The organism is Crystallibacter degradans (genome assembly GCF_012952295.1).
In the GTDB taxonomy this organism is placed as follows: domain Bacteria; phylum Actinomycetota; class Actinomycetes; order Actinomycetales; family Micrococcaceae; genus Crystallibacter; species Crystallibacter degradans.
This window is the reverse complement of sequence record NZ_JABBCH010000006.1, coordinates 96709-119297: the sequence shown is the minus strand read 5'-3', so window position 1 is coordinate 119297 and position 22589 is coordinate 96709. Positions and strand designations below refer to the sequence as shown.

Below are 22589 nucleotides of genomic sequence, written 5' to 3'. Positions count from 1 at the left end.
CTCGACTAACGTCAGCAACACGACCGGTGTTGGGGGCCATGCCGGGCGACATTCAACCGAAATCAGGGGAATGACACAAATGAATCATCGTCGCAATAAGCGCATCGGGGCGATAACCGCCGTCGTCGCTTTGGCACTCGGCGCCGGGCTGCCCGCCAACGCGGACAACGGGACGGACACGGAAAAGCTGCGTGAAGCCGTCACTGCTGAGAGCATCATGGACCACCTTGAACAACTCCAGAAAGTGGCCGGGAACAACGACGGGAACCGCGCAGCCGGAACGGAAGGCTACGAGGCAAGTGCCGAGTACATCGAGTCCGAACTGAAGGATGCCGGCTATGATCCGGAGCGCCAGTACTTCGACTACGAGCAGTTCGTCGAGCACACACCATCGGAGCTGGTACAGGTCTCGCCGACGGAGAAGACCTACATCAACGGAACCGACTTTACGACCATGGAGTACTCGGGTGCGGACGAAGTCGAGGCCGCAGTAACAGCGGTGGACGTGAACTTCACCGATCCGGCGGCCTCGACCAGCGGATGCGAAGCGGCCGACTTCGAAGGCTTCACGGCCGGCAACATCGCGCTCATCCAGCGAGGCACCTGCACCTTCGGAGTGAAGGCACAACTGGCTGCGGCCGCAGGTGCTTCGGCAGCCATCATCTTCAACCAGGGCAACGGGGACGACCGGTCCGGCCTCCTCAACGGCACGCTGGGCGAGGCCGTTAAGATCCCGACTGTCGGTGCCACCTACGCGGTGGGTCAGGCCCTGGCCGCGGATCCGGCGACAACGGTGCGCGTCAAGGTTGATGCTGAAGTCAAGCAGTCGAGGACCTTCAATATCCTGGCGGACACCGCCGGGCGCGCGGACCGCACCGTAGTGGTCGGCGCCCATTTGGACAGCGTGGCCGAAGGCGCCGGCATCAACGACAACGGCTCCGGCAGCGCTGCCATCCTGGAGACAGCCATCCAGATGGCTGAGCAGGACGAAGACGGGCCGCGCAACCGCGTGCGCTTTGCGTTCTGGGGAGCAGAGGAAAGCGGACTGATCGGTTCCACCCACTATGTCTCCCAGCTGAGCAAGGAGGAGATCAAGCAGCACGCACTCAACCTGAACTTCGACATGGTGGGCTCGCCTAACTTCGTACGCTTTGTGTACGACGGCGACGGCGATGCTTTCGGTCAGGTCGGTCCGAACGGGTCCGCTCATATTGAACACGTCTTCAACGACTACTTCGCCTCGCAGGGGTTGGCCTCAGCGCCGACGGCCTTTGACGGGCGCTCCGACTACTTTGCCTTCATTGAAAACGGCATTCCGGCCGGTGGCCTGTTCACCGGCGCCGAAGGGATCAAGAGCGAAGAGCAGGCCAAGGATTTCGGTGGCACGGCGGGCGCAGCCTACGACCCCTGCTACCACACGGTCTGCGACGATCTTAGCAATATCAGCATGGACGCCCTGGAACAGATGTCCGATGCCATTGCGCACGCCACGCTGACCTTTGCCGAGACCACTTCCGCGGTCAATGGCACGGCCAAGGGAGGTTCCAACAGCGGTGCTGCTGACATGAAGTTCAAGGGCAATGCCGCACAGAAGTAGCCGAAAATAAACCGAGCGCTACAGCTAGGGGTCAGCGCCGCCGTCGTTCATCTGTTTCGGATGTTCGGCGGCGGCGTCCTCTTTGGCGATGCGCCGGTATTCGAGGAACGCATATAGGATCACCAGGCCCAGCGCCGAGCCATGGGTGTTGGCAAGGACATCCTGCATAGTCCCGAAGCGGCCGGGCAGGAACGTGTCCTGGACCAGTTCGATCAGGAACGAGACGGCGAAGGCAGCGGGCACGGCGATCCAGCGGTAGCCGGCGCGCAGGAGGGTGCCGCCCAACAGACCGATCGGTATAAACATCACAATGTTGGCGCTGGTCTCCACCAGGTTGTAATCGATCCAGTCCGGCGCGCCGAAGGCATGCAGCTTCGCCAGCACCTGCAGGATGGTGCCGCTCGCGTCGCGGTCCACGGGCGTTGGCCATAGAACTACCAAGGCCACCGTCAGCAGGTAACCGATCAGCAGGAAGCCGGGCAGATGCCCGCGCCGGCCGCCGGCCGGTGCCCTCAGCAGCCGGGCGCCGTTCTTGGCGTCGTGCCGTCGCCGGAACCAGGATTCAAGCTTGGCCCAGAGCCGCGACCGGCGCATCGCCAGCACGGCGGATTTCAACTTTGCCGACAGCGGTGCCAGCTTTGTCCCGAACTTCTGTCCCAACATCCCCAACTTCGTTGCCCACGTCCCCAACTTGGTCCCTAACGCCTGCCGCATCAAACCCTGTCCGCCGACGTCGTCTCCGTAGAAGGGGTCCGGTCACCGCCGTCGGCCGGAAGCAGGACCGTGAACGTGGTGCCCTTGCCGAGCTTGCTGGTGAAGCTGATCGAGCCGCCGTGCGCCTCCACGATCGCCTTGGTGATCACCAAGCCAAGTCCAACTCCGGGGATCGCCGCCCTGCGCACCGTGGGAGTGCGGAAGAACTTGGTGAAGACCCCGCCCAGGTCTTCTTCCGCGATGCCCATGCCGTGGTCCTCGACTTCGAAGCCGACCCGGCCCTCTGCCTGCCATGCACGGACGGTAACACGACCGCCGGCGGGGGAATACTTGATGGCATTGGAGAGCAGGTTGTCCATCACCTGGCACATTCGGTCGTGGTCAATGAACGCCTCGAGATCGCTAGGGCTCTCATTGACCAGTACGACGCCGGCTTCCTCCGCCCGAGGTGTTGCCGAAGCCAGGCAGGACGCGATGACCTCGGCCAGATCGGCGTTGCGTTGCTCGATCTTAGCCGGGCCGGAGGCGGTAGTGAGCAGGTCCGAGACCAGCTGGAGCAAGCGCTCGGCATTGCGCAGCGCTACGCGTAGGGATACGGCCAAGGAGCCGTCCGGATCCTTCAGCTGGGTCTCCTCCAGCGACAGATCGAGGTAGCCGATAATGGAGGTCAGTGGGGTGCGCAGCTCGTGCGACACGCTGGCGACGAAATCGTCTTTGGCAGCCAGGGCGTTCACCAGGTCCGTGACATCGCTGAAGGCAACGACAGAACCGGCGAAGGTGCCGTCGTCGTCCCGCATGGACCTGGCGGAGATGGACATTGCCCGCTGCTGCTTGCCCTCACCGATCCAGACCAATTCGTCGGAGAAGGTCTCCCCGCGCACGGCCCTCAAGACCGGCCGCTCCTCCGGCGGAATCGGGGAGGTTCGGTCCGGTTTGTACACGTGCAGTTGACGTTCGTTGGGATCAGTATTTCCCGGGGGAGCTGCCAGCATATGGTTCTGCTGCTGGCGCCGGTTCATCAGGATGTCGTGCCCGTCCTTGTCCACGGCGACCAGACCGACGCCGACCGTGTCCATCATCGTCTGCATGAGCCTGGAGCGGTCCCGGGTTTCATCCAGGACAGCCTGAAGTTCGCGGTCTTTGGCTTCGAGGACTTCCTGTTTGTCCGTCTCGCTCAGGCTGAATATCGACGCGGTAACGCAAATGGCGAGCATGATGATGGGAATCAGGAATGGATCGGCCAGCCCGGCTGCGGTAACCGGCTCACCGGAGGTCAGAACGGGTACCCAGACCAGCAGCAAGGGTGCGAAGAAGCTGATGATTCTGGCGGCAACTGGCGCTATGCCGGACCATGCCAACCAGAACACCGGGAAAACCGCCAGCATGCTCAGCCCGCTCAGCGACTCCGCCCCGCCTGTCCTCAGCGCCGCTACAACAACGAAATCCAGCAGCGGGATGACCCAGTAGGTGGGGTAGGGCAGGCGGTCCCAAGGGACCAGAAAGCTGGCTGCCGTCAGTACTGCCAGCATGATGAGCCCCGCCTGGAAAGCGACGTTGTCAAGAGTGGTCGGGAAGAAGATTGCCGCCACCAGGGCCACCAAAGTCACGGAAATGACCAGCGGCATCTGGCTCAGGAAGACCCGGTACCGCAGGTTCAGCTCATGAAACTGCTTCCGCACGCCGATCATGGCCAGCGCGTTCTTGACGACTGCGGACATGTTCCCCGGTTTCCTGTTCCTGCAGCAGATGAGACCTGATACCCGGCACAGTTTGTTCTTCCCGCCGGAAATTCAGTATAAAGGTGGGCCTGTCCCGTTCCGGCCATGGTAGCCCGGCAGCGCCGCAAAAAGTGTCCTTGGTGAAAGGTATAATACGAACAGTTGTTGCATCGAGGTGCATCATGGGTGTGCGAGCAAAAAGTTCGGGGGGATTTTGGAAGCATCACGGGTAGCAGTCATCGTCGAGGATGACCGCGACATACGGGACCTTATCGAGGCTGTTCTGATTCAATCTGGCTTCGAGGTCCATGCTGCCGCGAGCGGTGAAGAAGGCGTGCATGCCGTGGAGAAACATGACCCGTCCATCGTCACTCTGGATCTTGGCCTGCCGGATATGGACGGGTTCGAAGTAGCCCGACGGATCCGTCTCTTCAGCGATAGCTACATCATCATGCTCACCGCACGCGCCGAAGAGCTTGATACCTTGCTGGGGCTGGAATCCGGCGCCGATGACTACATCACCAAACCCTTCCGCCCGCGCGAACTGCGGGCCCGCGTCGCAGCGATGCTCCGTCGGCCACGTATGGGCGACACTGGTGCGTCTCCCATGGGGCAGACACCGGTGCCAGCCGCCCCGGCCAACGGATCAGAGCAGCCGGAAAGCAATGGCCAGACTCAGATAGCCGAACCAGCGACTAATGGAAACCCGCCCGGCACCTACTTGCACAACGGGCTTCTGCTGAACCACCAAACGCGAACTACCGAGGTCAACGGCCAGGAGATTGAGCTCACCCGCACCGAATTCGACCTGCTCCACGCGTTGATGGAAAGCGGGCGAGTGGTGCGCACGAAGACGGACCTTGTGCGCCGGCTGCGCTACGAGGACTATGACACCGGCTCGTTCATCAGCGACGCCGATATGCGCGCTATCGAAGTCCACATCGGTAATCTGCGCAGGAAACTGGGCGATAACTCGCGTGAGCCGCGGTGGCTGGAGACCGTTCGCGGAGTCGGTTACCGGCTAGCCCCCAAGACTCTCCGCTAACCGACCCCGCTGTATCCGGGCGTCTGGCTTTGCCCTCCCACGCCGGAGTATCTGACGCCGTTCAGTTCCTCTGACGCTCTGCTTTTGCTTCCAGGTAGTCCAGCCGTAGCTGGGCCATGGTGGCGCGACCACACGCAGTGATTTCTTCCAATAGGCTCAACGTGCAGGAAGTCCTGATGTCCTCGCCCAGACGAAGTAGCATCGCTTGCAGGTTTGCTGCCAACTGGGACAGCCTGCCGGCGCCGGCCATCGCACTGGATACCTTCAGGCTCAGGACCACGTCCATGGCAGCCTTTGCATCAGAAGCCTGGATAGCCTGGCATAGCCGCGCATGTCGTTCGTCCCAAATGCAGATGAAGTTCCGGACGAATGACCGGCATCTCTCTTCATCCTCAAGCTCAGCCGCCAGCTGACGCAGCGTCTCCAGAGAGACTAGCGGCGCAACTTTCGGCATACCGCTACCGCCCTTCTGCCAGTCAATTGACCGCCCGCACTTGTTCCCTGACCCTGTAGTTCGCTACGAGGATCATCGTGCCTTGCCATACTCAGGATGCACGGCAAGAAAGACTCAAGATCGGCTCAAGATTGCTTGACGTGCAAACTTCCTCCAAATCTTGAGGAAATCTTCCGGTTTTCTTTCATGTTCCCAAAAGCGATTCTTGAGCCAGCCCTAGCAAGGTGAATTAAGTCAGCAATAAAACGAGTGTTGGGGCTAAACATGAACAAGATGACAAAGGGTGCGATTGCGACCGGGGTGGGAGTAGCACTGCTTCTCGGAGGCGGCGGAACTTTGGCCGTGTGGAATGACAGTGTGGGCACCGACGCGGGGACGATCACCGCGGGCAATCTTGATCTTGAAGCGAGGAGCGGTGTCTGGACCTCCGCACACGACCCGAGCACAGAAATCGATGTCAAAAGCTACAAGGTGGTTCCAGGAGACGTCCTGACCTACACCCAAACACTAGACGTGACACTAGCTGGTCAGCGGATCAACGCTGTGATCGAGGTGATTGGGGATACAGTCACGGACTTTGAGGCGTCAAACATCTCTGTACGGAATCTACAACTGTCGGATTCTGACGGAAACCGGATAGCACAAATAAAGAAATCCGGCGAAGTTACGGCGTCGGCGTCGTTTAGGTTCAGCCCCAAAACCGGTGACGAGCTGGGTAAAGGCCGAGACGATGTCGAAGCCGTTTACGACTTCAGCAAGGTCCAGTACAAACTCAGGCAGGTAGCACCGTAGTAGCGCTCGAGTTACTCGGCCGGCATAGGAACTGGGCCGTAACACCTCTCTCGCGTAAGGGACATCAACATGGGGACCAAGTCCATAATGAAGGCCAGTGCTCTCCTCGCTGCCGCCATCGTGCTTGGCTTCTTGACGGTCCAGGGGACCTATGCGCTGTGGAACAAGATGGTGCCGGTGGGGGCCGGCACCATCCAAGCAGCGGATTTCCGTGTGAGCCTGACTGATCTGAGCACTGGCGTTCCGATTGATATGACAGACAGCGCCGGGACTTCAGCGCTGGTGTCTTTGAAACCAACCGGCAGTCCTTCGCCAGGGAAACCTGCGTATGCAGGGGTCAGGATCTCTAACGTCACAAATGCTGGCTCGGATTTCGCGGTCCGGGCCAGCACCGGCGACGTGAGCATTACCAATGTTGCGCCCGGCCTCTCGGGGCTGCTGTCAGTCAACATGCAGGCCGTGCCGATCGAAAAAACGAACTGCTCAGCGGAAGACTTTGCCGGCATATCGTCCTCGGGCTCTGCCACTGCCACCATCAGCAAGAACAGCTCAGCTGTTTTTTGTTTTCAGATCCTCATGACCGGGGACGCGCCAGGTGGCGGTTCGGCTCGCGTCGACGTCCCCATTATTGTGAACCAGCTCTGAACGGAACATCATGACAGCCACCTATGTTGAGGCGAAGCCACATCAAATAAAGCACTTCCTCGGCAAGGCCATAGGCTTCGTGGCGCTCTGTCTGGCCCTGCTTGCGGCCGGGACTCTGATCGTCATCCCCGCAGCTACGGGCTCACAGCCGTATACCGTACTGACGAATTCGATGGCTCCGAAGTATCCACCGGGCACATTGATGATCGTGAAGCCAGCCGACTTCGGTTCCCTGAGACTCGGCGACGTCATTACCTATCAGCTAGACTCCGGGAAACCAGAAGTCATCACACACCGAATCGTGTCCGTCGGGGCAAATCAGGAAGGCGATCGGACTCTCATCACGAAGGGCGACAGTAACTCTGTCGAGGATGAAGTTCCAGTCCAGGAAGTTCAGGTCAGAGGAAAACTTCTATACGCCGTTCCGTACGTGGGGTGGGTATCCAACTGGATGGAAAGCGGTAATCGTGACGGCCTGGTCAAATGGCTGGCTGTAGGGCTAATCGCTTATGGAATGTACAGTATTGCTCGCGGTACCCGGGACTCCCGCCGAAAGAAGAAAGCATCTTGAGCGCTCAGGGCGGGCCATTGCCTTATCGCCTTCGACGGATGCCGGGCTTTAAAGGCGCCGCTGTCGTGTTCTGCCTGGTTGTCCTCATGGGTCTTGGCGGAACATGCGCCGTCGCAAGGTGGTCCCAGTTAGCGACGGTAGGCATCGAGATTGTGACCGAAAGTTGGTCTCCAACTTGTACGGTCTCCACTGACGGAACGACGTTCACGATTCAGTGGGCACAAGTTCCGGGAATTGAGTACGTCCTTGAGGCCGTCTGGATGAACGGCGAGGGGCATGCACCACCTGGTCAGCAGAAGCCCTTCGATTTTGTACCGATAGATTCCGGAACTGGTCTGATGACACTGCAGCTAACACAGTCGGATCTTGACTTGAAGAGCGGCTGGAGGGTTCGCGTGACAGGTGGATCTGCCGGGGAGGAAATGTTCGTCTTCAACCTGACTCAATCCGGAGGAACCGGAGCATGCGCGTAGGAGCTTGTCAGCCAACTCAGTTGGGATCTAGCTGCGGCCCTCGCCCTCAAACACGTCGGGGATGCCGTCCTGGTCGGTGTCCGCCGTCTCGATTTCCTCGACCTTGCGGTAGTGGCGGTTGCGGGCACGCAGGATGACGGTGGCGGCCAGCGCGGAAACCAAGGATCCGGTCAGCACCGCCACCTTCGCGTGGTCGTGATGCTCGGAGCCGAGGGCGAAACTAAGGTCGTTGACTAGCAGCGATACCGTGAAGCCAACGCCAGCGAGAATCGCGATGCCGAAAACGTCGATCCACTTCAGGGTCGGGTCCAGATTGGCCTTGCTGAGTTTGGTCAGGGTCCAGGTGGTCAGCATGATGCCGATCGGCTTGCCGACAAACAAGCCGAGGATGATGCCCAGGGCAACGGTATCCGTGAGGGAGGCACCGAATCCATCCCAGCCGCCCAATGCGACGCCGGCGGAGAAGAATGCAAACACGGGAACGGCGAAGCCCGTGGAGAGCGGGCGGAAGCGGTGCTCCAGCTGCTCGGCCAGGCCCGGGCCAGCATCCGGGCCGCCGTCCTTTTTGCTGCGCAGCACCGGCACCATGAAGCCCAGCAGCACGCCGGCCACGGTGGCGTGCACACCGGAGGAGTGCATCAAGGCCCACGTGATGATGCCCAGCGGGAGCAGGATGAGCCACGCCGCGATGTGGTTCTTAGCGAAGAACTTTGCGTACTTCTGCGTCAGGAACGCGAACAGCGCCAGCGGGACAAACATCAGGAGCAGGAACGGGACGTGGACTTCTTCGGTGTAGAAGAAGGCGATGATGGCGATGGCAATGAGGTCATCCACCACAGCCAGGGTGAGGATAAAGATGCGCAGCGCGCTGGGCAGGTGCGAACTGATGACGGCGAGTACAGCGACGGCGAAGGCGATGTCCGTAGCCGTGGGAATGGCCCAGCCACGCAGCGCCTCGGGGCCGGCTGCGAGGTTGACGATCACATAGATGAGGGCCGGAACTGCCACGCCGCCGAAGGCCGCGGCGATAGGCACGATTGCTCGGCTGGGGGAGCGCAGGTCGCCTGCGACGAATTCCCGTTTGAGCTCAAGTCCGGTGAGGAAGAAGAAGATCGCCAGCAGACCGTCGGAAGCCCATTTCCCGATGCTCAGGTCCAGATGCCAGGGCTCGTAGCCGATCTTGAAGTCGCGGATGTCGAAGTAGCTGTCCGCGGCGGGGGAATTGGCCCAGATCAAGGCTGCCACCGCGGCAATCAGCAGCATGATGCCGCCGACGGTTTCCTTGCGCATCAGATCGCTGAGCCGGACGTATTCCGGATAGCTGCCGCGGCTAAGAATGGTCTTCTTGCCGTTTCCGGGGGCGGGGTTAGTCACTGGTTCTCCAGACGATTCTTGACATCACGGACGTACACGACGACCAGACTTCCCGTCACACCGTGAGCCAGTTTACATCCCAGCACGTGAGGTGCGTCATCTGTTACTAACTCAGCAGGACACTGCAAACGACCGGGACGAATGGCAAGCTGCGGGGCAAATTGACTTGCCTTAACGAGCTGAGCGCACAGCCTAGCTGTAGGTGCCACCGGGTTTTCGGCCAGAGCCGAGCACCGGAGTTCTCCTGCAACCAAAGGCTGTGCGCCCAGGTGTGTGGGGCTGTGAAGCCTGGACTTAGCGGGAAGTGTTGAGTTCTTCGTGCGAGTCCGAGCGCCCAAGGATTTCCTTGGGGATGAAGAATGCGAGGGCAAAGAGCAGCAGCCCGATGCCGAAAGCAGGAATGGCGCCGATCTGGGGCTCCAGGCCAAAGGCGACCAGGCTGGCGCAGAAGAGAACCATCATGATGACGAAGGTGATGATGTTGCTGACCAGGTGGCCTTCGCCGGAATGGGAACGCTGCTTGGGGGTTGCCATGGAACTGATTCTCCTCGTTGATGCCGTGCTAAAAGAAGTGCCCAAAATTGAGCGGATTAGTATGCGGAAGTAGCTTGCTCACCGTTAACAATAGCCACTGATGAGCTCGCTCCAATTCTCGTGGCACCGGCTTCGAGCATCGCGCGGGCGTCCTCGAGTGAACGGATGCCCCCGGAAGCCTTGACTCCGAGCTCCGGACCGACCGCCTTGCGCATCAGAGCAATGTCTTCAACGGTTGCCCCGCCGCCGCTGAAACCGGTGGAGGTCTTCACGAAATCCGCGCCCGCCTCGGCCGCGACCTCGCAGACCAGGGTCTTCTGTTCGTCGGTGAGGAAATGTGTTTCCAGAATGACCTTCAGGGCTGCCCCGCCGGCGTGTACGGCATCGGCGACGGCGGCGACGTCCGTGTACAGCGAGTTGCGGTCATTGGCGCGGGCTGCGGCGATGTTGATCACCATGTCGATTTCGTCCGCGCCGTCCAGATTGGCACCGCGGGCCTCGTAGACCTTCACATCGGTGGGAGTGGCTCCGAACGGAAATCCGACGACGGAGCAGGTCTTTACACCGGAACCCTTGAGCGTGCTGTGCACCAGAGCAGTCCAGAGCGGGTTGGTGCAGACCGAGGCGAACTTGTGCTCCACGGCCTCCTTGCACACGGCAAGGATGTCTTCGCGGGAAGCGTCCGGCTTGAGCAGCGTGTGGTCAATGTAGGAGGCAATCCCGGACATAGTCACTCTTTCGACGGCTTGTTCTGGAGCTCCCATCTTTGCATAGAAGCACTGCCCCCGCATGGGTCCCGGCGAGTCGCCCGCGATGGCGGTGAACCGGTGCTCCGGCAGGCCGGAAACGGGCGTGCCGGTAGGTTCCAGAGGCGAACACGTGGTGAGATATTGGGATGACACCTACCGCGGACTCACCGGCCGGCGGCGAGCCTGGCCCTGTGGCGCTGGTCGCGGGATGTTCCGACGCGCTGGCGGGCATCCCGGCGGCGCTGCGTGCAGCGGGCATCTCGGTGGCGGACACCGCCGGGGTTGCGCGAGCGGCACCGGATGTCGCCGTCGTTGCCGTGGGTCCGGATGGAAACGGAGCCGACGTGCTGGCCGGGCTGTCAGCCGAATCCGCCGAAGGAACCGGCGGACACCTGCCGGTCATCCTGCTGGCCGGCGAGGGCATGTCCGCGGAGGAAATAGCGGCTCTGGACGTCGCCGATTTCCTGATGGGACCTGCGCCGGAACAGGAACTGGTCCTGCGGATCCGCACCTTGCTGCGGCGGACCAAGCAGCAGCAGCGCCGGCGCGAGTCTACCGCGCAGTTGCGCCAGCGCACCCGGGCGATTTCGGCGGCAATCCGTTCATCAAACGACCCGCAGTTCATGGCCGAACAGGTGATCGCCGGTCTGAGTGAGACTTTCGGGGCCGACCGCAGCTGGATCCGAACTTTCGGCGACGAACGCGTCCCGACGCTGGAAATGGGCTGGGACAGCGACGGCATCAGTGCCTCCGCACCCGCCCTGCCCACGGAGGAGGCCGAGCGGCTGGCAGCAATGCTGTGGGAGGAGGAGACGGTCCTGGCCGTGCCGGACCACGACGGCGCGGAGTTGCCCGATTTAGAATCCTTGAACACAGCGGCCGGCAAAGACGGGCTCAAGACCTCCGTAGTGGTGCCGCTTGGCCACGGCGGTAAAGCCTTCGGGCTGCTCTGGCTCGCCGGAATAGCCACCGCCCGCGAATGGGCGCCGATCGAGCTGTCGCTGATCCAGCACGTCGCCGGTAACCTCGCCCACGGCCTGGTGCAGGGCCAGCTCATCACCGCCCAGCGGCAGGTGCTGAACCGGGTGCGCGAACTGGACCAGGCCAAGAGCGAATTCGTCGCCACGGTCAACCACGAACTGCGCACCCCGCTGAGTTCGATCATCGGCTACCTGGACATGATCATGGACGACGGCGTGGGCGAACTTCCGCACGAAACAGCCAGAATGCTCGAGATTGTGGATCGTAATGCCCACCGTCTGAACGGCCTCGTTGAGGATGTGCTCACGCTCTCCAGAAGCGACGCCGGAAACATCCAGCAGTCCATCCGGCCGGTCAGGCTCTCCGCTTTACTGCAGTCCGTCCTCAGCACGCTGGCGCCTGCGGCAGCGGCCGGCCGGATTGACTTGAGCCTTCGGGAGCCGGCTTCGGACGTCCAGGTGGACGCGGACCACGAACAGCTGGAGCAGGTGTTCGTGAACATCATCTCGAATGCGGTGAAGTTCACGCCCGCCGGCGGCAGGGTCATCGTCGACATCAGCAGCAGCGTGAGCGACGCCGGGATCCCGCGGGCCTGCGTCAGGGTACGGGACACCGGTATCGGCATCCCGCCCGACGAGGTGCCCAAGCTGTACGGCCGCTTTTTCCGTGCGTCAAATGCCACCGCCGCAGCCATCCAGGGCACGGGGCTCGGCCTGTCCATCGTGCAGGACCTGGTGCACCAGCACGGCGGGGAACTGCACATTTCGTCCCGGCTGCATGAAGGGACCACGGTCTCCGTCCAGCTGCCTGCGCGTCGCTGAAAGCGCAACCGTCTGAGGTAGCGACTGAAGGTAAAGGTTTCACATAAACTGGTGACGTACGTTGCCACGTCGAAGGGGAACCCATGGACTCCGCACCCGTTGAGGACCCGCGGCTGCAGCAGTTGGTCGAGGGTGTCGTCAAGCTGGCCGCGGGCGATCTCAGCGCCAGGATCCAGCCTTCCGAGGAACGGGATGATATCGACGCCGTCATCACCGGCGTCAACCTGCTGGCCGAGGAGCTCCACTTCATCTACTCGGACCTCGAACAGCGCGTCGAGGAGCGTACCGCGGCGCTGATCGAGGCGCAGTCCAAGCTGCAGCGGATGGCGATGACGGATGCGCTCACCGGGCTGGCCAACCGCTCGACACTGCGTGACCGGACCCGGGAGGCGCTGGCTGCGGCCGAGGGCGGGAAACGAGCGCCTGCCGTGCTGATGCTGGACCTGGATTCGTTCAAGCCGATCAATGACAGCCTCGGCCACAGTGCCGGGGACGAAGTCCTGGTGGAGGTGGGCCGCCGGCTGTGCTCGGCCGTCCGGGACACGGACACGGTGGCCCGGTTGGGCGGGGACGAGTTCGCCATTCTCATTCCGGAGGCCACCAAGCAGGATGTCGAAGCGATTGCGGACCGCGCGCTGCGGGCGCTGCAAAGCAGCATCACTGTGGGCACAGTGAACGTTTGGGCGATGGCCAGCATCGGGGTGAGCATCGGCGCCGAGGGGACATCGGCCGCGTCCCTGCTCCGCGATGCCGACGTTGCCATGTATGAGGCCAAATCGCGCGGCCGGAACAACGTCCAGGTCTTCCACCCGTCCATGCTCCATGCCACGCAGCAGCGCTCGCGCACAGCCGCCGAGTTGCGCAACGCCATTGAGAACGGTGAACTGCTGCTGTACTACCAGCCCGTAGTGGAGCTGGCGACCGGCAGGATCATCGGCATCGAGGCGCTGGTCCGCTGGGTGCATCCGACCCGCGGCATGATCATGCCGGAGAGCTTTATCCCGGTGGCCGAGGAAACCGGGCTCATTGTAGATCTGGGCAGGTGGGTCCTGCAGGAGGCGCTGCAGCAGCTTAAGTCTTGGAACGACGTCGTACCCTTGCCTTCGCAGCTCAAGCTCCACCTGAATCTTTCGGCAGCCGAGCTGATGCGGAACGACCTGCTGGAGGACATTGCAGGGTCGCTGGAGCGGCATGGCATCGACCCGGGGCGGCTGGTTTTCGAGATCACCGAGACCGTCCTGATGACCAGGGAAACCGAAGAGGCGCATGTGCTGGGAAAAATCCGTGGACTGGGCGTCGGGCTGCAGATCGACGACTTCGGCACGGGTTATTCCTCCATCAGCTACCTGCGCTCGCTGCCCGCCGACACGGTGAAAGTGGACCAGTCCCTGATCGAGGGGATGGACAACGACGCCGGTCAGCAGACCTTCGTGGCGGCCGTCCTGCAACTGATCGCGTCGGCCGGGCTGCAGGCCATTGTCGAGGGCATCGAGACGGCGGAGCAGGTTGCCCAGTTGCGCCGGCTGGGCTGCCGCTTCGGCCAGGGCTATTACTTCGGCAGGCCCGTCCCGGCGGAAGAAACCGTGGCTTTACTCAATTCACCGCTGCCGTCTGCGTAAGGTAACTTCATGCCAAATATCTGGGACTCGGTTCTGCTGCTCCCCAAACTTGCCCGTCTGGCTTCCCGCGTACCCAAAAATCCGCACCATGCGTGGGAAAACTATTGGGCGGGCATCACCCGCACCGGCAAAGACGGCGAGGTCCTGTGGGACGCCGCCGCCGAGTCCGAGCGTTTGAGCTATCTGGCGCCCATCAAGGAGCACTTTGATCCGGCGTTGCCGGTGGTCGACGTGGGCTGCGGCAACGGCACCTTCACGCGGTGGCTGGCCTCCCTGTTCCCGCAGGTGCTGGGCGTCGACGTTTCCGCCAGCGCCGTCCGCCGTGCCCAGGCCGAGGCCGAAGCGGAAGATATCCGCGATGTGGAGTTCGCGGCGATGGACGCGGTGGCCGACGGCGCCGGGGACCTGCTGCGCGAGCGGCTTGGCGGCTCCGCCAACGTGTTCCTCCGCGGTGTGCTGCATGTGCTCAAGCCGGAGGAACAGGCACGGCTGGCGGCGAACCTGCACACTCTGGTGGGGGAGCAGGGCCGCGTGTTCCTCGCCGAAACCAACTTCCAGGGCAACCGGTTCCAGTACGTGGGCCACCTTGGAGCCACCCGCCGCGGCATTCCACATCCGCTGCGGCGGGCCATCGAGGGGTTGCCCATGCCCGGGCACTTCGGCCAGCCGGAACTGTCCGAGGTCTTTCCATCCTCGGAGTGGCAGCTGCTGGCTGACGGGCCAGCGGTCATCGAAGCGGTGGCGATGAAACAGGACTCGGTGACGGAGCAGATTCCAGGCTACTTCGCCGTCCTGCAGACCAACTGAACCCTGGACCTCACTGCCGCCGCTGATGCGAGTGGGGCTCAATTTACAGAGCGGACATCAACGCGCAATCCGTCCGGGACACCGTCTCCGTAGCGTTGCTTTACATCAACGAGCAACGGAGGAAACATGTCCTACGTCAAACCGGAACAGGCAGTCGAGGCAGCCGTCGCGGCGGGCAAGGCCAAGGCCGAAGCAGGCAATCTGCAGTTGCTGATGCGCGGGGTTCTCGGCGGGGCGATCCTGGCCTGCGCCACCACGCTGGCCCTGGCTGCGGCCGGCCAGACCACCGGAATTGTCGGTGCGTTCATCTTCCCGCTCGGCTTTGTGATCATCGTCATTCTCGGCCTGGAGCTGGTAACCGGCGCGTTCGCCCTCATCCCGCTGGCGGTGTACCGGAGGCAAGCCACGGTTTCGGACATGCTGCGCAACTTCGCCGTCGTCATCCTTGGGCACCTGGTCGGTTGCCTGGGATACGCGGCGGCCTATGTCGCGGTGATCACCCGGATGGGAACCTCCGACGCCGATCCGATGATCGCCACGCTGGTCAACCTCGCGGAGGCCAAAACGCTGGCGTACGCAGAACTGGGCAGCGCGGGGTTTACGCTCGTGTTCATCAAGGCCGTCCTGTGCAACTGGATGGTCACGCTCGGGGTGGTCCTGGCGATGACCTCCACCTCCACCGGCGGCAAAATCCTGGCGATGTGGCTGCCGATCACGTGCTTCTTCGCCCAAGGCTTTGAGCACGCGGTAGTGAACATGTTCGCGATCCCCGCGGGCATGATGCTGGGCGCCGACGTGGGTGTGGGGGACTGGTGGCTGTGGAACCAGGGACCGGTGCTGCTCGGCAATTTCGTCGGCGGCATGCTGCTGACCGGGTTCGCGCTCTACCTCGCACACCTGCAAACCCCCGCTGTGGTGCCGCCGCTGGAGCTGCAAGAGGAGCGGGGGAACGGGCTGGCGGAGCAACTGAGCGAACTGGAGGAAGAACTGGAAACAATGGCATCCGCCCAGGGCGAGCCGGCCAAACACTGACGCGGCTGCGCGGCTCAGCCGCGTCCGGGCCCAGCCTCGTCCTCGCCGCCGCGCCCAGCAGTGTCCTCGGCTTCCCTGGCCTCCTCCTCGGCCTCTTGCCGGTGCTGCTCGAGCTTTTCCTCGGCCTCGCGCCGCCGCTTCGCCACGGCCCGCGGGTCGTCGACGGGCAATGCGCCGTCTGGCTTGGCAGGCCCGGCATGTGAGCTCCTGTCATGCTCCCGGCGGCTGTAACCCGAGGTTTTCGGTTCGTTTTCGTTCATGTGCGCATAGTTCCACATTCGTTACGCCGGCAAAAGGGCGTGTGCATAGAACGAGAGGTGGTCTCTGACTCCGGGCCGTTCGCGGCCGGGTGCTCCCGGGGCTCCGCGCGGTGTCGGCCCGGCGCACCCGGAGTCAGAGCTTTTTGCCGGCCAGGAGCTTGGCCGCCGCTGTTCCCCGCGCACCGGCGCAGTTCTTCGTGTAGGTGCCGAAGATGAGTTTGCTGTTCACACCCATCCTGAAGGCCATGCAATCCGCCGCCTGTTCTATCCCGCCGGTACCGGTGGTTTTGTAGATCTTGTTCAGCTTGGCCCGCAGCGTGCCCTGCTGCGACGGCGGGTAGAGGCTGAACTCGCGGATGTGCGCGCATTCGTGCAGGGCCGCATATTTCAGCAGGTTCCCCGCGGGCCGGCGGGCTACATTCATCCGCAGCGACGTGCTGTAGGTGTAGCTGCGCAGCCGGTCCTCTTCCAGGATGATCACGTTGGGGCAGTATTTCTTGACTTGGTTGTAGACGGTCCTCTTATAGCCCTTGTACGACCTGGGGTTCTCGTGCCGCAGCGTGACGTGCTTCGATTCCCACCGGGCTTCCTTGCCGCTGGCGTTGACCACCAGGCGGTACTTCTTCTTGACGGTGGCCGCGGTGTGGGTGGTCCGCACGGTGGCAGCAGTGGAGCCGGTCTTCCCGGCCTGCTTCTTCCACGTCAGCTTCTGTAGCGTGATCCACTTGCCGTTCCGCGATTCCTGGAGCACACCAGTCCGGTTGGTCTTGATGTTCTTCAGGACATACTGCTGTGAGAAGCGTTTATAAGAGGCGACGTACCCGCCGGCATTGCTGAACAGCGCCTTCGAGTTCGAGCTTCCCACGGCGATCACGGAAGTAGCAGGCGGGGCGGCGTTCGCCGGCGCCGCGGGAAGCATCACTCCCACGGTGAGGGCACCGGCAAGCAGGGCAGTCGAGCAGCGTTTCACATCGAGATCCTTCTCGAGTGACGGACAAGACCCTACTGCCCCGCTGAAGGAACTGCCCGCGAATGATTATGGATGAGTCTCCATCGTCGATGCACCGCAAACGTGGGTCAACGCCCCAATAATGGGGGCCCGATTTTGAGTATTCCGGGGTCAGCCCTGTACTGCCGGCTCCTGCAGCACCCAGAAAATGGCGCCGTGCGGATCCTGCAACATGGCCATCCGCCCCACGCCCGGAATGTCCACCGGTTCCCGCAGGACCGTACCGCCGCCCTTCTGCGCAATAACGACGGCGGCGTCCGTGTCTTCGGTGCCGAAGTAGACCTCCCAGCGCGGAGACTTGTCCTCGGTCTCGGGCTCCTTGAAACCCGCCACATACATTCCCGCGGCCTTGAGCATGGTGAACGTGCCGCCGTCGACCTGCTCCTCGTGTGCCTCGCCGCCCAGCACATTGAGGTAGAACGGAACGGCGTGGTCCCAGTTGTCGGCTGCCAGTTCGTGCCAGACGATGGTACCAGGCTCGTTGATCAGTCCGGCGCCGGTGTGCTGCCCGGACTCCCACAGCAGCAGCGGCGTCCCGACACCGTCCTCGATGGCGGCCATGCGGCCGGACCCGGGGACGTCCGTGGCCGGCATGACGATGAGCCCGCCGGCCGGAATCACTTTCTCCAGCGTGGCATCAAGGTCATCGACGGCAAAGTAGGTGTTCCAGGCCGTCGGCACTCCCGCTTCTACTGCTTCCGGGGTCTGCCCGGCAATGGCGGCGACGGGAACGCCGCCGATCGTGGCCGTGGCGTAGCTGCCCTGGGCCGAACTGGTGCTGTCCGTGTACTGCCAGCCGAACAGGGCGCTGTAGAACGTCTTGGACGCACCCGGATCCGGCGACTGCAGGTCGACCCAGGCCGGGGCACCCTGCGGAAACTTCTCGACTGTGCTCATGGCTGCTCCTATGATCGGGCGGCTGATGTTGCAGTTCCCGGCCAGTCTAACCGCGCGCACGGACAGGATGATGCCGGAAGGATGACAGCGGTCTGCCGCTTGCCTTGGGAAGCGCAGAAGGTGGGGCGGACGCACACCTATCTTTCCGCCGTCGTGCGTGATAGCAAGGAAAGTAACCTTATTATTCAATGCAGGCGCGGCTGTGCGTGTTGTAGCGCGTGGGCGCACAGACCCGGGCGCCTGCCGGACAGGGAGGCACATCATGGCAATTCAGCGTGACCTGATCATCGGCGGAAAGCACGTTGCCGCCGCATCCGGCAAGACCACGGAGGACATCAATCCCTACACAGGCAAGCCCTATGCCACGGTGGCTGCCGCCGGTGTGGAGGACATGACCCGCGCCGTCGACGCCGCCGCCGGCGCCTTCGATCAATGGGCGGGCATGGCACCCAGCGCACGGCGGAAAATCTTCCTGCGGGCGGCCGACCTCCTCGAGGAACGCGCCGAAGACGGCGTCTCCCTGATGGCCGGCGAAGTGGGCGGGGTGCGGAGCTGGGCGCTGTTCAACATCGGCCTGGCCGCGAACATCCTGCGCGAAGCGGCGGCAGCGACCACGGCTCCGCAGGGCGATGTGCTCGCCACGGATATGCCCGGAGCGTACTCGCTGGCTGTCCGGCAGCCGTTCGGCGTGGTGGGTGCGATGTCGCCCTGGAATGCGCCGTTCATTTTGGGCATCCGGGCGGTAGCGGTTCCGCTGGCGGTAGGAAACACGGTAGTGCTGAAGCCGAGCGAGGACGCGCCGCTGTCCTGCGGACTGTTCCTGGCCGACGCGATGCTTGACGCCGGGATCCCCGATGGGGCGCTGAATGTGGTGACCAATGCGCCCGAGGACGCGGCCGACGTCGTTAGCACCATGATCGCCGACGAGCGCGTCCGCTGCGTGAACTTCACCGGTTCCACCGCCGTGGGCCGGAAGATCGGCGTGCAGGCGGCCGAGCACCTGAAGCCTGCGATTCTGGAGCTCGGCGGGAAGAACAGCCTGGTGGTGCTCAAGGACGCCGATCTGGACTATGCGGTGAACGCCGCGGCCTTCGGGTCCTTCATGAACGCCGGACAGATCTGCATGTCCGTGGACCGGGTGGTGGTGGACAAGAGCCTGGCGGCCGAGTTCACTGAAAGGTTCGCGGCGAAGGTCTCCGGGTTGCCGACCGGTGATCCGACCGACCCGGAGACCGTGATCGGGCCGGCGGTCAACGCGAAGTCCGCGCAGCGCCAGTACAGCCTGATCGACGACGCGCTGGCCAAGGGTGCAACCGCGGTGGCCGGCGGCCACAAGCTGGAAAACTCGCTGGTTCCCGCGACCGTGCTGACCGGGACGACACCGGACATGAAGATCTACCACGATGAGATCTTCGGCTCCGCGACGACCGTGCTGGAGGCCGACAGCCCCGAGCACGCGGTCGAACTGTCCAACGACACCAAGTACGGACTGACCGCGGGCGTGATCACCGAGAACATCCACGAGGGCCTGAAGGTGGCGCAGCGGCTGCGCACCGGAATTGTCCACGTGAATGACCAGCCGGTGGCGGACGAGCCGATGGCCCCGTTCGGCGGCGTGCAGAACTCCGGTTACGGCAAGTTCGGCGGGCAGGCCGGGATCGATTCGTTCAGCGAGGTGCGCTGGGTGACGATCCAGCAGTACGGCCACGCGCAGTACCCGTTCTAACGGCAAGTGCCTCTTCTTCTTTCGGTTAGATAACGAGTGAAACGAATGATCGGTAAATCCTTCCATCAACCTGTCCGGCAGGGTAAAGTGTGCCTGTTGTCACTATGAGGATAGTGAACTATGACTCCCTGGAAAGGGGACAAAATGCCGCATGAGGTGGCGATGCTGCGTACCGGCGAGTCGGTGGCCACAGGGCCGTCCGACAGCACGTTGGAGCTTGGCGAATTTCTTGGCGCCCACGGGGAATGCCTCCTGCAGGAAATCCAAACCCTGCTGGCGGAACTCGACGGCAAGGTCACCCGGTACACCTGGCTGAAGTCTTCCCAGGACGCGCCGAAGGAACAGCGGGCCGAGAACATGCGCTCCCTGGCGTTCATGCAGACGGCGTTGGAAGACATCACCGCCACGTTGGTCGGCATTTCAGTGAGTTCCCAGAGCGGTCCGGGCCTGGAAACTACCGGCAAAGTCTCCAGCTGGGGCTGAGCTTTCCTTTAGTTGGCGTCTAGTCCGTCCGCTGGAGGCACGGGCTAGACGTTGAGGCGGTAGCCGCGCTTGATGACGGTAGCTACCAGCGACGGATCTGGCAACGCCTGGCGGAGCCTGCTGATCGCCATGTCGAGCGCGTGCTCGCCGGGTGCTTCGGGCAGACACTCCTGCAAGGCCTCGCGCGGCAGGACTGCTCCACCGGCGGCGGCCAGCGCGCGGAAGATCGTCAGGGGCGTGGGGGACAGGTCTACCCGTTCGCCATCCAGGATGACCGAGCGGCCGCGGATCTCAAGCTCCCCGAGGGCCGTGTTGAAGCGTTGGATCTGATTGCGGGACAGGTGCTCCACCACCAGCCGAATGAGCGCGCCCATCCGGTACCGCTCCGGCATGATCGGCCGGACGCCCGCATCCTCCAGTGGCTTGGCAGTGACCGGTCCCACCGCGGCGGCAACGACGTCGTGCTTGAAGGCGGCGACGAGCGCGTCAAAGAGACTCAGCTCATGCGCGGTGCTCCACAGGGCGTCCACCGCCGGGGCACTGGTAAAGGTGACCACGTCCAGTTGCCGGGCAATGACCGCCTCGATCAGCCGGCCTACCTTGCCCTCGGCACCCTCCGGCTTGATCCAGCGGTAGGGAGTGACAGTCAGGACAGTGGCGCCGGCGTCGCGCAGCCGGGCCAGCTGTTCGGCGTCGGTATAACCGTGCAATTGGATGGCGACGGTGAGCCCTTCCACCCCTTCTTCCAGCAGCATGTCCACCACTGTGGCGGTGCGTTCGTCGTGACTGATGCCGGCATCGTCGAGTCCGGCCGCCCGCACTGCGCCGCGAGCCTTGGGACCGCGGACGAAGATCCGCGACGTCGCGAGGATGTCCATCAGGTCCTCGCCCAGGCCGTGGGCGTCCGCAGCCTCGCACCAGCGGCGCATGCCGTAGGCCGTGGTGATCAGGGTGATGTCGGGGCGGGCGTTGAGAATGGCGGCAGTGTCCTGCATCAGCAGATGGTCTTCCTCCACCGGGGCGATCCGCAACGCGGGGGCATGCAGGACCTGGGCGCCGCGACGTTCCAGCGCTGAGATGAGGTCCTCGGCGCGGCGGTCGGAGGTGACGCCGACGCGGAAGCCGGCCAGGGCGTGCGCGTTGGGCAGCTCCGCCACGTTGCGGAGTCCCTGGTCCGGCGGTTGGATAACGTCCTGGCCGGGAGCGGGAGCGGGGGCAGCAGCAGCGGTGCCCATCATGCTCCCAGCGTGTCGGCGAGCTCGGCCAGCTTGCCGGCGGTCTCTTCGCAGCCGTTGGCCAGCCGCACCACTTCACCGATGACCAGGATGGCCGGCGGTTTCACTCCGGCTGCCCCAGCGGCCGTGACGATACCGGTCAGGGTGGAGATGGTGGTGCGTTGCGAATCGCTGTAGCCGCGCTCGATTACTGCTACCGGCATGTCCGCCTTCATCCCGGCGCGGCGCAGTCCGGCGGTGAGCTGGGGCAGGGTTCCGACACCCATCAGCACCACCACGGTTCCGCCGAGACCGGCGAGGTGATCGTATTCAGCGTCGGCCAGTGGGGCGTGCCCGGAAACAACCGTGAACAGGCGGCTGACTTCGCGGTGCGTCACCGGAATGCCGGCGGCGGCCGGGACCGAGATGGCGCTGGTGATACCGGGGACCACGGTGACCGGGACATTGGCCTTGGCGCAGCTGATGACTTCCTCGCCGCCGCGGCCGAAGACGAACGGGTCGCCGCCCTTAAGCCGGACCACATTGTTGCCCTCCTGAGCGGACTCGATCATCAGCCGTTCGATCTCGCGCTGCGTGACTTTATGGTGCCCGGGGCGCTTGCCGACGTCAATCAGCTCGGCCCCCGGCGCGTACTCGGCCAGGTTCCGGTGCGGGGCCAGCCGGTCAAAGAAGACGACGTCGGCCTCCCGCAGTACCTGCCATGCCCGCACCGTCAGCAGGTCCTCGGCACCGGGACCGCCGCCTACCAGGGTGACCTGGCCGCCGGGTGCTGCGGCTTCCTCCCGGGACAGGAGCAGCCCCCGCCGGCGGCAGGTTTCCGGCAACGCCGACCACCGGATGTCGCCGTCGTCAATAGCCACCACCAGGGCTACGCCGTCGAGCATTTCCGGCTTGTAAGCAGCGGGGGAGGACAAGGTGCGGACGGTGGCACCGGCGGCACGGTAGCGGCGGACGGCACGCCGCGCAGCCTCGGGAGCGCCGGAGACGAGGACCGTGTAGCCGGTCAGATCCGTATTCGTGAACATAAGGCTTCTCCTTCAGGGGCGGGCGTGG

The 22589-nt window shown here is 63.4% G+C and carries 22 protein-coding genes; 11 read left to right on the top strand and 11 right to left on the bottom strand.

The annotated features are described in order from the left end of the window. Positions 1–70: 70 nt before the first annotated feature. Positions 71–1597 carry a M28 family peptidase gene (locus tag HGO92_RS11935; protein ID WP_240974582.1) on the top strand — a complete coding sequence of 509 codons (1527 nt, stop codon included), beginning with the start codon at positions 71–73 and terminating at the stop codon, positions 1595–1597. Between the two features lie 24 nt (positions 1598–1621). Here HGO92_RS11935 and HGO92_RS11930 read toward each other — a convergent pair whose 3' ends face one another. Beyond that, the gene (locus tag HGO92_RS11930) at positions 1622–2260 is read right to left on the bottom strand and encodes a VanZ family protein (RefSeq protein ID WP_169995044.1); all 639 of its coding nucleotides are present in this window, start codon (positions 2258–2260) and stop codon (positions 1622–1624) included. 50 nt (positions 2261–2310) lie between these two features. Next, positions 2311–4029 carry a sensor histidine kinase gene (locus tag HGO92_RS11925; RefSeq protein ID WP_169995042.1) on the bottom strand — a complete coding sequence of 573 codons (1719 nt, stop codon included), beginning with the start codon at positions 4027–4029 and terminating at the stop codon, positions 2311–2313. Positions 4030–4243: 214 nt separating this feature from the next. Between HGO92_RS11925 and HGO92_RS11920 the strand changes: the two genes are divergently transcribed. After that, positions 4244–5074, top strand: coding sequence for a response regulator transcription factor (locus HGO92_RS11920; protein WP_169995040.1), 831 nt, complete (start codon positions 4244–4246; stop codon positions 5072–5074). 61 nt (positions 5075–5135) lie between these two features. On the opposite strand, the gene HGO92_RS11915 is transcribed toward HGO92_RS11920, so the two are convergent. Next, positions 5136–5528, bottom strand: coding sequence for an Hpt domain-containing protein (locus tag HGO92_RS11915; protein ID WP_169995037.1), 393 nt, complete (start codon positions 5526–5528; stop codon positions 5136–5138). 264 nt (positions 5529–5792) lie between these two features. On the opposite strand from HGO92_RS11915, the gene HGO92_RS11910 reads away from it, so the two are divergent. The 3 genes from HGO92_RS11910 (at position 5793) to HGO92_RS11900 (ending at position 7536) form a co-directional block, all read left to right on the top strand. Further along, the gene (locus HGO92_RS11910; RefSeq protein ID WP_169995035.1) at positions 5793–6320 is read left to right on the top strand and encodes an alternate-type signal peptide domain-containing protein; all 528 of its coding nucleotides are present in this window, start codon (positions 5793–5795) and stop codon (positions 6318–6320) included. 69 nt (positions 6321–6389) lie between these two features. Beyond that, positions 6390–6965, top strand: coding sequence for a hypothetical protein (locus HGO92_RS11905; protein ID WP_169995033.1), 576 nt, complete (start codon positions 6390–6392; stop codon positions 6963–6965). Positions 6966–6975: 10 nt separating this feature from the next. Continuing rightward, a complete protein-coding gene (locus tag HGO92_RS11900; protein WP_169995031.1) occupies positions 6976–7536 on the top strand; it encodes a signal peptidase I in 561 nt (186 codons plus the stop codon). Positions 7537–8036: 500 nt separating this feature from the next. On the opposite strand, the gene nhaA is transcribed toward HGO92_RS11900, so the two are convergent. The 3 genes from nhaA to deoC all read right to left on the bottom strand — a co-directional run bounded on the left by nhaA (position 8037) and on the right by deoC (position 10645). Then, positions 8037–9383: a Na+/H+ antiporter NhaA gene (nhaA, locus tag HGO92_RS11895; RefSeq protein ID WP_169995029.1), complete on the bottom strand. Its 1347-nt coding sequence runs from the start codon at positions 9381–9383 to the stop codon at positions 8037–8039. 294 nt (positions 9384–9677) lie between these two features. Then, positions 9678–9917, bottom strand: coding sequence for a hypothetical protein (locus HGO92_RS11890; RefSeq protein ID WP_074698728.1), 240 nt, complete (start codon positions 9915–9917; stop codon positions 9678–9680). 56 nt (positions 9918–9973) lie between these two features. Continuing rightward, entirely contained in the window at positions 9974–10645 is a 672-nt protein-coding gene (gene deoC / locus HGO92_RS11885) for a deoxyribose-phosphate aldolase (RefSeq protein ID WP_169995027.1), read from the bottom strand. Between the two features lie 167 nt (positions 10646–10812). Between deoC and HGO92_RS11880 the strand changes: the two genes are divergently transcribed. The 4 genes from HGO92_RS11880 (at position 10813) to HGO92_RS11865 (ending at position 15926) form a co-directional block, all read left to right on the top strand. Beyond that, entirely contained in the window at positions 10813–12468 is a 1656-nt protein-coding gene (locus HGO92_RS11880; protein WP_169995025.1) for an ATP-binding protein, read from the top strand. A gap of 83 nt (positions 12469–12551) precedes the next feature. Further along, positions 12552–14087 carry a putative bifunctional diguanylate cyclase/phosphodiesterase gene (locus HGO92_RS11875; protein ID WP_169995023.1) on the top strand — a complete coding sequence of 512 codons (1536 nt, stop codon included), beginning with the start codon at positions 12552–12554 and terminating at the stop codon, positions 14085–14087. Positions 14088–14096: 9 nt separating this feature from the next. Further along, positions 14097–14894: a class I SAM-dependent methyltransferase gene (locus HGO92_RS11870; protein WP_169995021.1), complete on the top strand. Its 798-nt coding sequence runs from the start codon at positions 14097–14099 to the stop codon at positions 14892–14894. A 126-nt stretch (positions 14895–15020) separates the two neighbouring features. Further along, positions 15021–15926: a formate/nitrite transporter family protein gene (locus HGO92_RS11865; protein WP_169995020.1), complete on the top strand. Its 906-nt coding sequence runs from the start codon at positions 15021–15023 to the stop codon at positions 15924–15926. A 14-nt stretch (positions 15927–15940) separates the two neighbouring features. Here HGO92_RS11865 and HGO92_RS11860 read toward each other — a convergent pair whose 3' ends face one another. The 3 genes from HGO92_RS11860 to HGO92_RS11850 all read right to left on the bottom strand — a co-directional run bounded on the left by HGO92_RS11860 (position 15941) and on the right by HGO92_RS11850 (position 18092). After that, the gene (locus HGO92_RS11860) at positions 15941–16186 is read right to left on the bottom strand and encodes a hypothetical protein (RefSeq protein ID WP_169995018.1); all 246 of its coding nucleotides are present in this window, start codon (positions 16184–16186) and stop codon (positions 15941–15943) included. A gap of 133 nt (positions 16187–16319) precedes the next feature. Further along, positions 16320–17156, bottom strand: coding sequence for a hypothetical protein (locus HGO92_RS11855; protein WP_169995016.1), 837 nt, complete (start codon positions 17154–17156; stop codon positions 16320–16322). Between the two features lie 150 nt (positions 17157–17306). Then, entirely contained in the window at positions 17307–18092 is a 786-nt protein-coding gene (locus HGO92_RS11850) for a VOC family protein (protein WP_169995014.1), read from the bottom strand. Positions 18093–18354: 262 nt separating this feature from the next. Between HGO92_RS11850 and HGO92_RS11845 the strand changes: the two genes are divergently transcribed. Then, positions 18355–19818 carry an aldehyde dehydrogenase family protein gene (locus HGO92_RS11845; RefSeq protein ID WP_169995012.1) on the top strand — a complete coding sequence of 488 codons (1464 nt, stop codon included), beginning with the start codon at positions 18355–18357 and terminating at the stop codon, positions 19816–19818. Between the two features lie 120 nt (positions 19819–19938). Continuing rightward, positions 19939–20301 (top strand): hypothetical protein, encoded by a 363-nt coding sequence (locus HGO92_RS11840; protein ID WP_169995010.1) that lies wholly within the window; start codon positions 19939–19941, stop codon positions 20299–20301. A 44-nt stretch (positions 20302–20345) separates the two neighbouring features. Here the strand turns inward: HGO92_RS11840 and HGO92_RS11835 are convergent, their stop codons facing one another. Together HGO92_RS11835 and cobA are read right to left on the bottom strand one after the other, a co-directional pair. Continuing rightward, entirely contained in the window at positions 20346–21539 is a 1194-nt protein-coding gene (locus HGO92_RS11835) for a uroporphyrinogen-III synthase (RefSeq protein ID WP_240974581.1), read from the bottom strand. Further along, positions 21536–22561: a uroporphyrinogen-III C-methyltransferase gene (cobA, locus tag HGO92_RS11830; protein ID WP_169995008.1), complete on the bottom strand. Its 1026-nt coding sequence runs from the start codon at positions 22559–22561 to the stop codon at positions 21536–21538. The genes HGO92_RS11835 and cobA overlap by 4 nt, the downstream gene beginning before the upstream one ends. Positions 22562–22589: the final 28 nt, after the last annotated feature.

What these genes read in the sequence shown, in the direction of transcription:
- HGO92_RS11845 (WP_169995012.1), top strand. Translation starts at nt 18,355, where the DNA reads ATGGCAATTCAGCGTGACCTGATCATCGGCGGAAAGCACGTTGCCGCC.
- HGO92_RS11935 (WP_240974582.1), top strand. Translation starts at nt 71, where the DNA reads ATGACACAAATGAATCATCGTCGCAATAAGCGCATCGGGGCGATAACC.
- HGO92_RS11905 (WP_169995033.1), top strand. Translation starts at nt 6,390, where the DNA reads ATGGGGACCAAGTCCATAATGAAGGCCAGTGCTCTCCTCGCTGCCGCC.
- HGO92_RS11910 (WP_169995035.1), top strand. Translation starts at nt 5,793, where the DNA reads ATGAACAAGATGACAAAGGGTGCGATTGCGACCGGGGTGGGAGTAGCA.
- HGO92_RS11875 (WP_169995023.1), top strand. Translation starts at nt 12,552, where the DNA reads ATGGACTCCGCACCCGTTGAGGACCCGCGGCTGCAGCAGTTGGTCGAG.
- HGO92_RS11900 (WP_169995031.1), top strand. Translation starts at nt 6,976, where the DNA reads ATGACAGCCACCTATGTTGAGGCGAAGCCACATCAAATAAAGCACTTC.
- HGO92_RS11860 (WP_169995018.1), bottom strand. Translation starts at nt 16,186, where the DNA reads ATGAACGAAAACGAACCGAAAACCTCGGGTTACAGCCGCCGGGAGCAT.
- HGO92_RS11870 (WP_169995021.1), top strand. Translation starts at nt 14,097, where the DNA reads ATGCCAAATATCTGGGACTCGGTTCTGCTGCTCCCCAAACTTGCCCGT.
- cobA (WP_169995008.1), bottom strand. Translation starts at nt 22,561, where the DNA reads ATGTTCACGAATACGGATCTGACCGGCTACACGGTCCTCGTCTCCGGC.
- HGO92_RS11880 (WP_169995025.1), top strand. Translation starts at nt 10,813, where the DNA reads ATGACACCTACCGCGGACTCACCGGCCGGCGGCGAGCCTGGCCCTGTG.
- HGO92_RS11850 (WP_169995014.1), bottom strand. Translation starts at nt 18,092, where the DNA reads ATGAGCACAGTCGAGAAGTTTCCGCAGGGTGCCCCGGCCTGGGTCGAC.
- HGO92_RS11865 (WP_169995020.1), top strand. Translation starts at nt 15,021, where the DNA reads ATGTCCTACGTCAAACCGGAACAGGCAGTCGAGGCAGCCGTCGCGGCG.
- deoC (WP_169995027.1), bottom strand. Translation starts at nt 10,645, where the DNA reads ATGTCCGGGATTGCCTCCTACATTGACCACACGCTGCTCAAGCCGGAC.
- HGO92_RS11890 (WP_074698728.1), bottom strand. Translation starts at nt 9,917, where the DNA reads ATGGCAACCCCCAAGCAGCGTTCCCATTCCGGCGAAGGCCACCTGGTC.
- HGO92_RS11840 (WP_169995010.1), top strand. Translation starts at nt 19,939, where the DNA reads ATGACTCCCTGGAAAGGGGACAAAATGCCGCATGAGGTGGCGATGCTG.
- HGO92_RS11915 (WP_169995037.1), bottom strand. Translation starts at nt 5,528, where the DNA reads ATGCCGAAAGTTGCGCCGCTAGTCTCTCTGGAGACGCTGCGTCAGCTG.
- HGO92_RS11925 (WP_169995042.1), bottom strand. Translation starts at nt 4,029, where the DNA reads ATGTCCGCAGTCGTCAAGAACGCGCTGGCCATGATCGGCGTGCGGAAG.
- HGO92_RS11835 (WP_240974581.1), bottom strand. Translation starts at nt 21,539, where the DNA reads ATGATGGGCACCGCTGCTGCTGCCCCCGCTCCCGCTCCCGGCCAGGAC.
- HGO92_RS11930 (WP_169995044.1), bottom strand. Translation starts at nt 2,260, where the DNA reads ATGTTGGGACAGAAGTTCGGGACAAAGCTGGCACCGCTGTCGGCAAAG.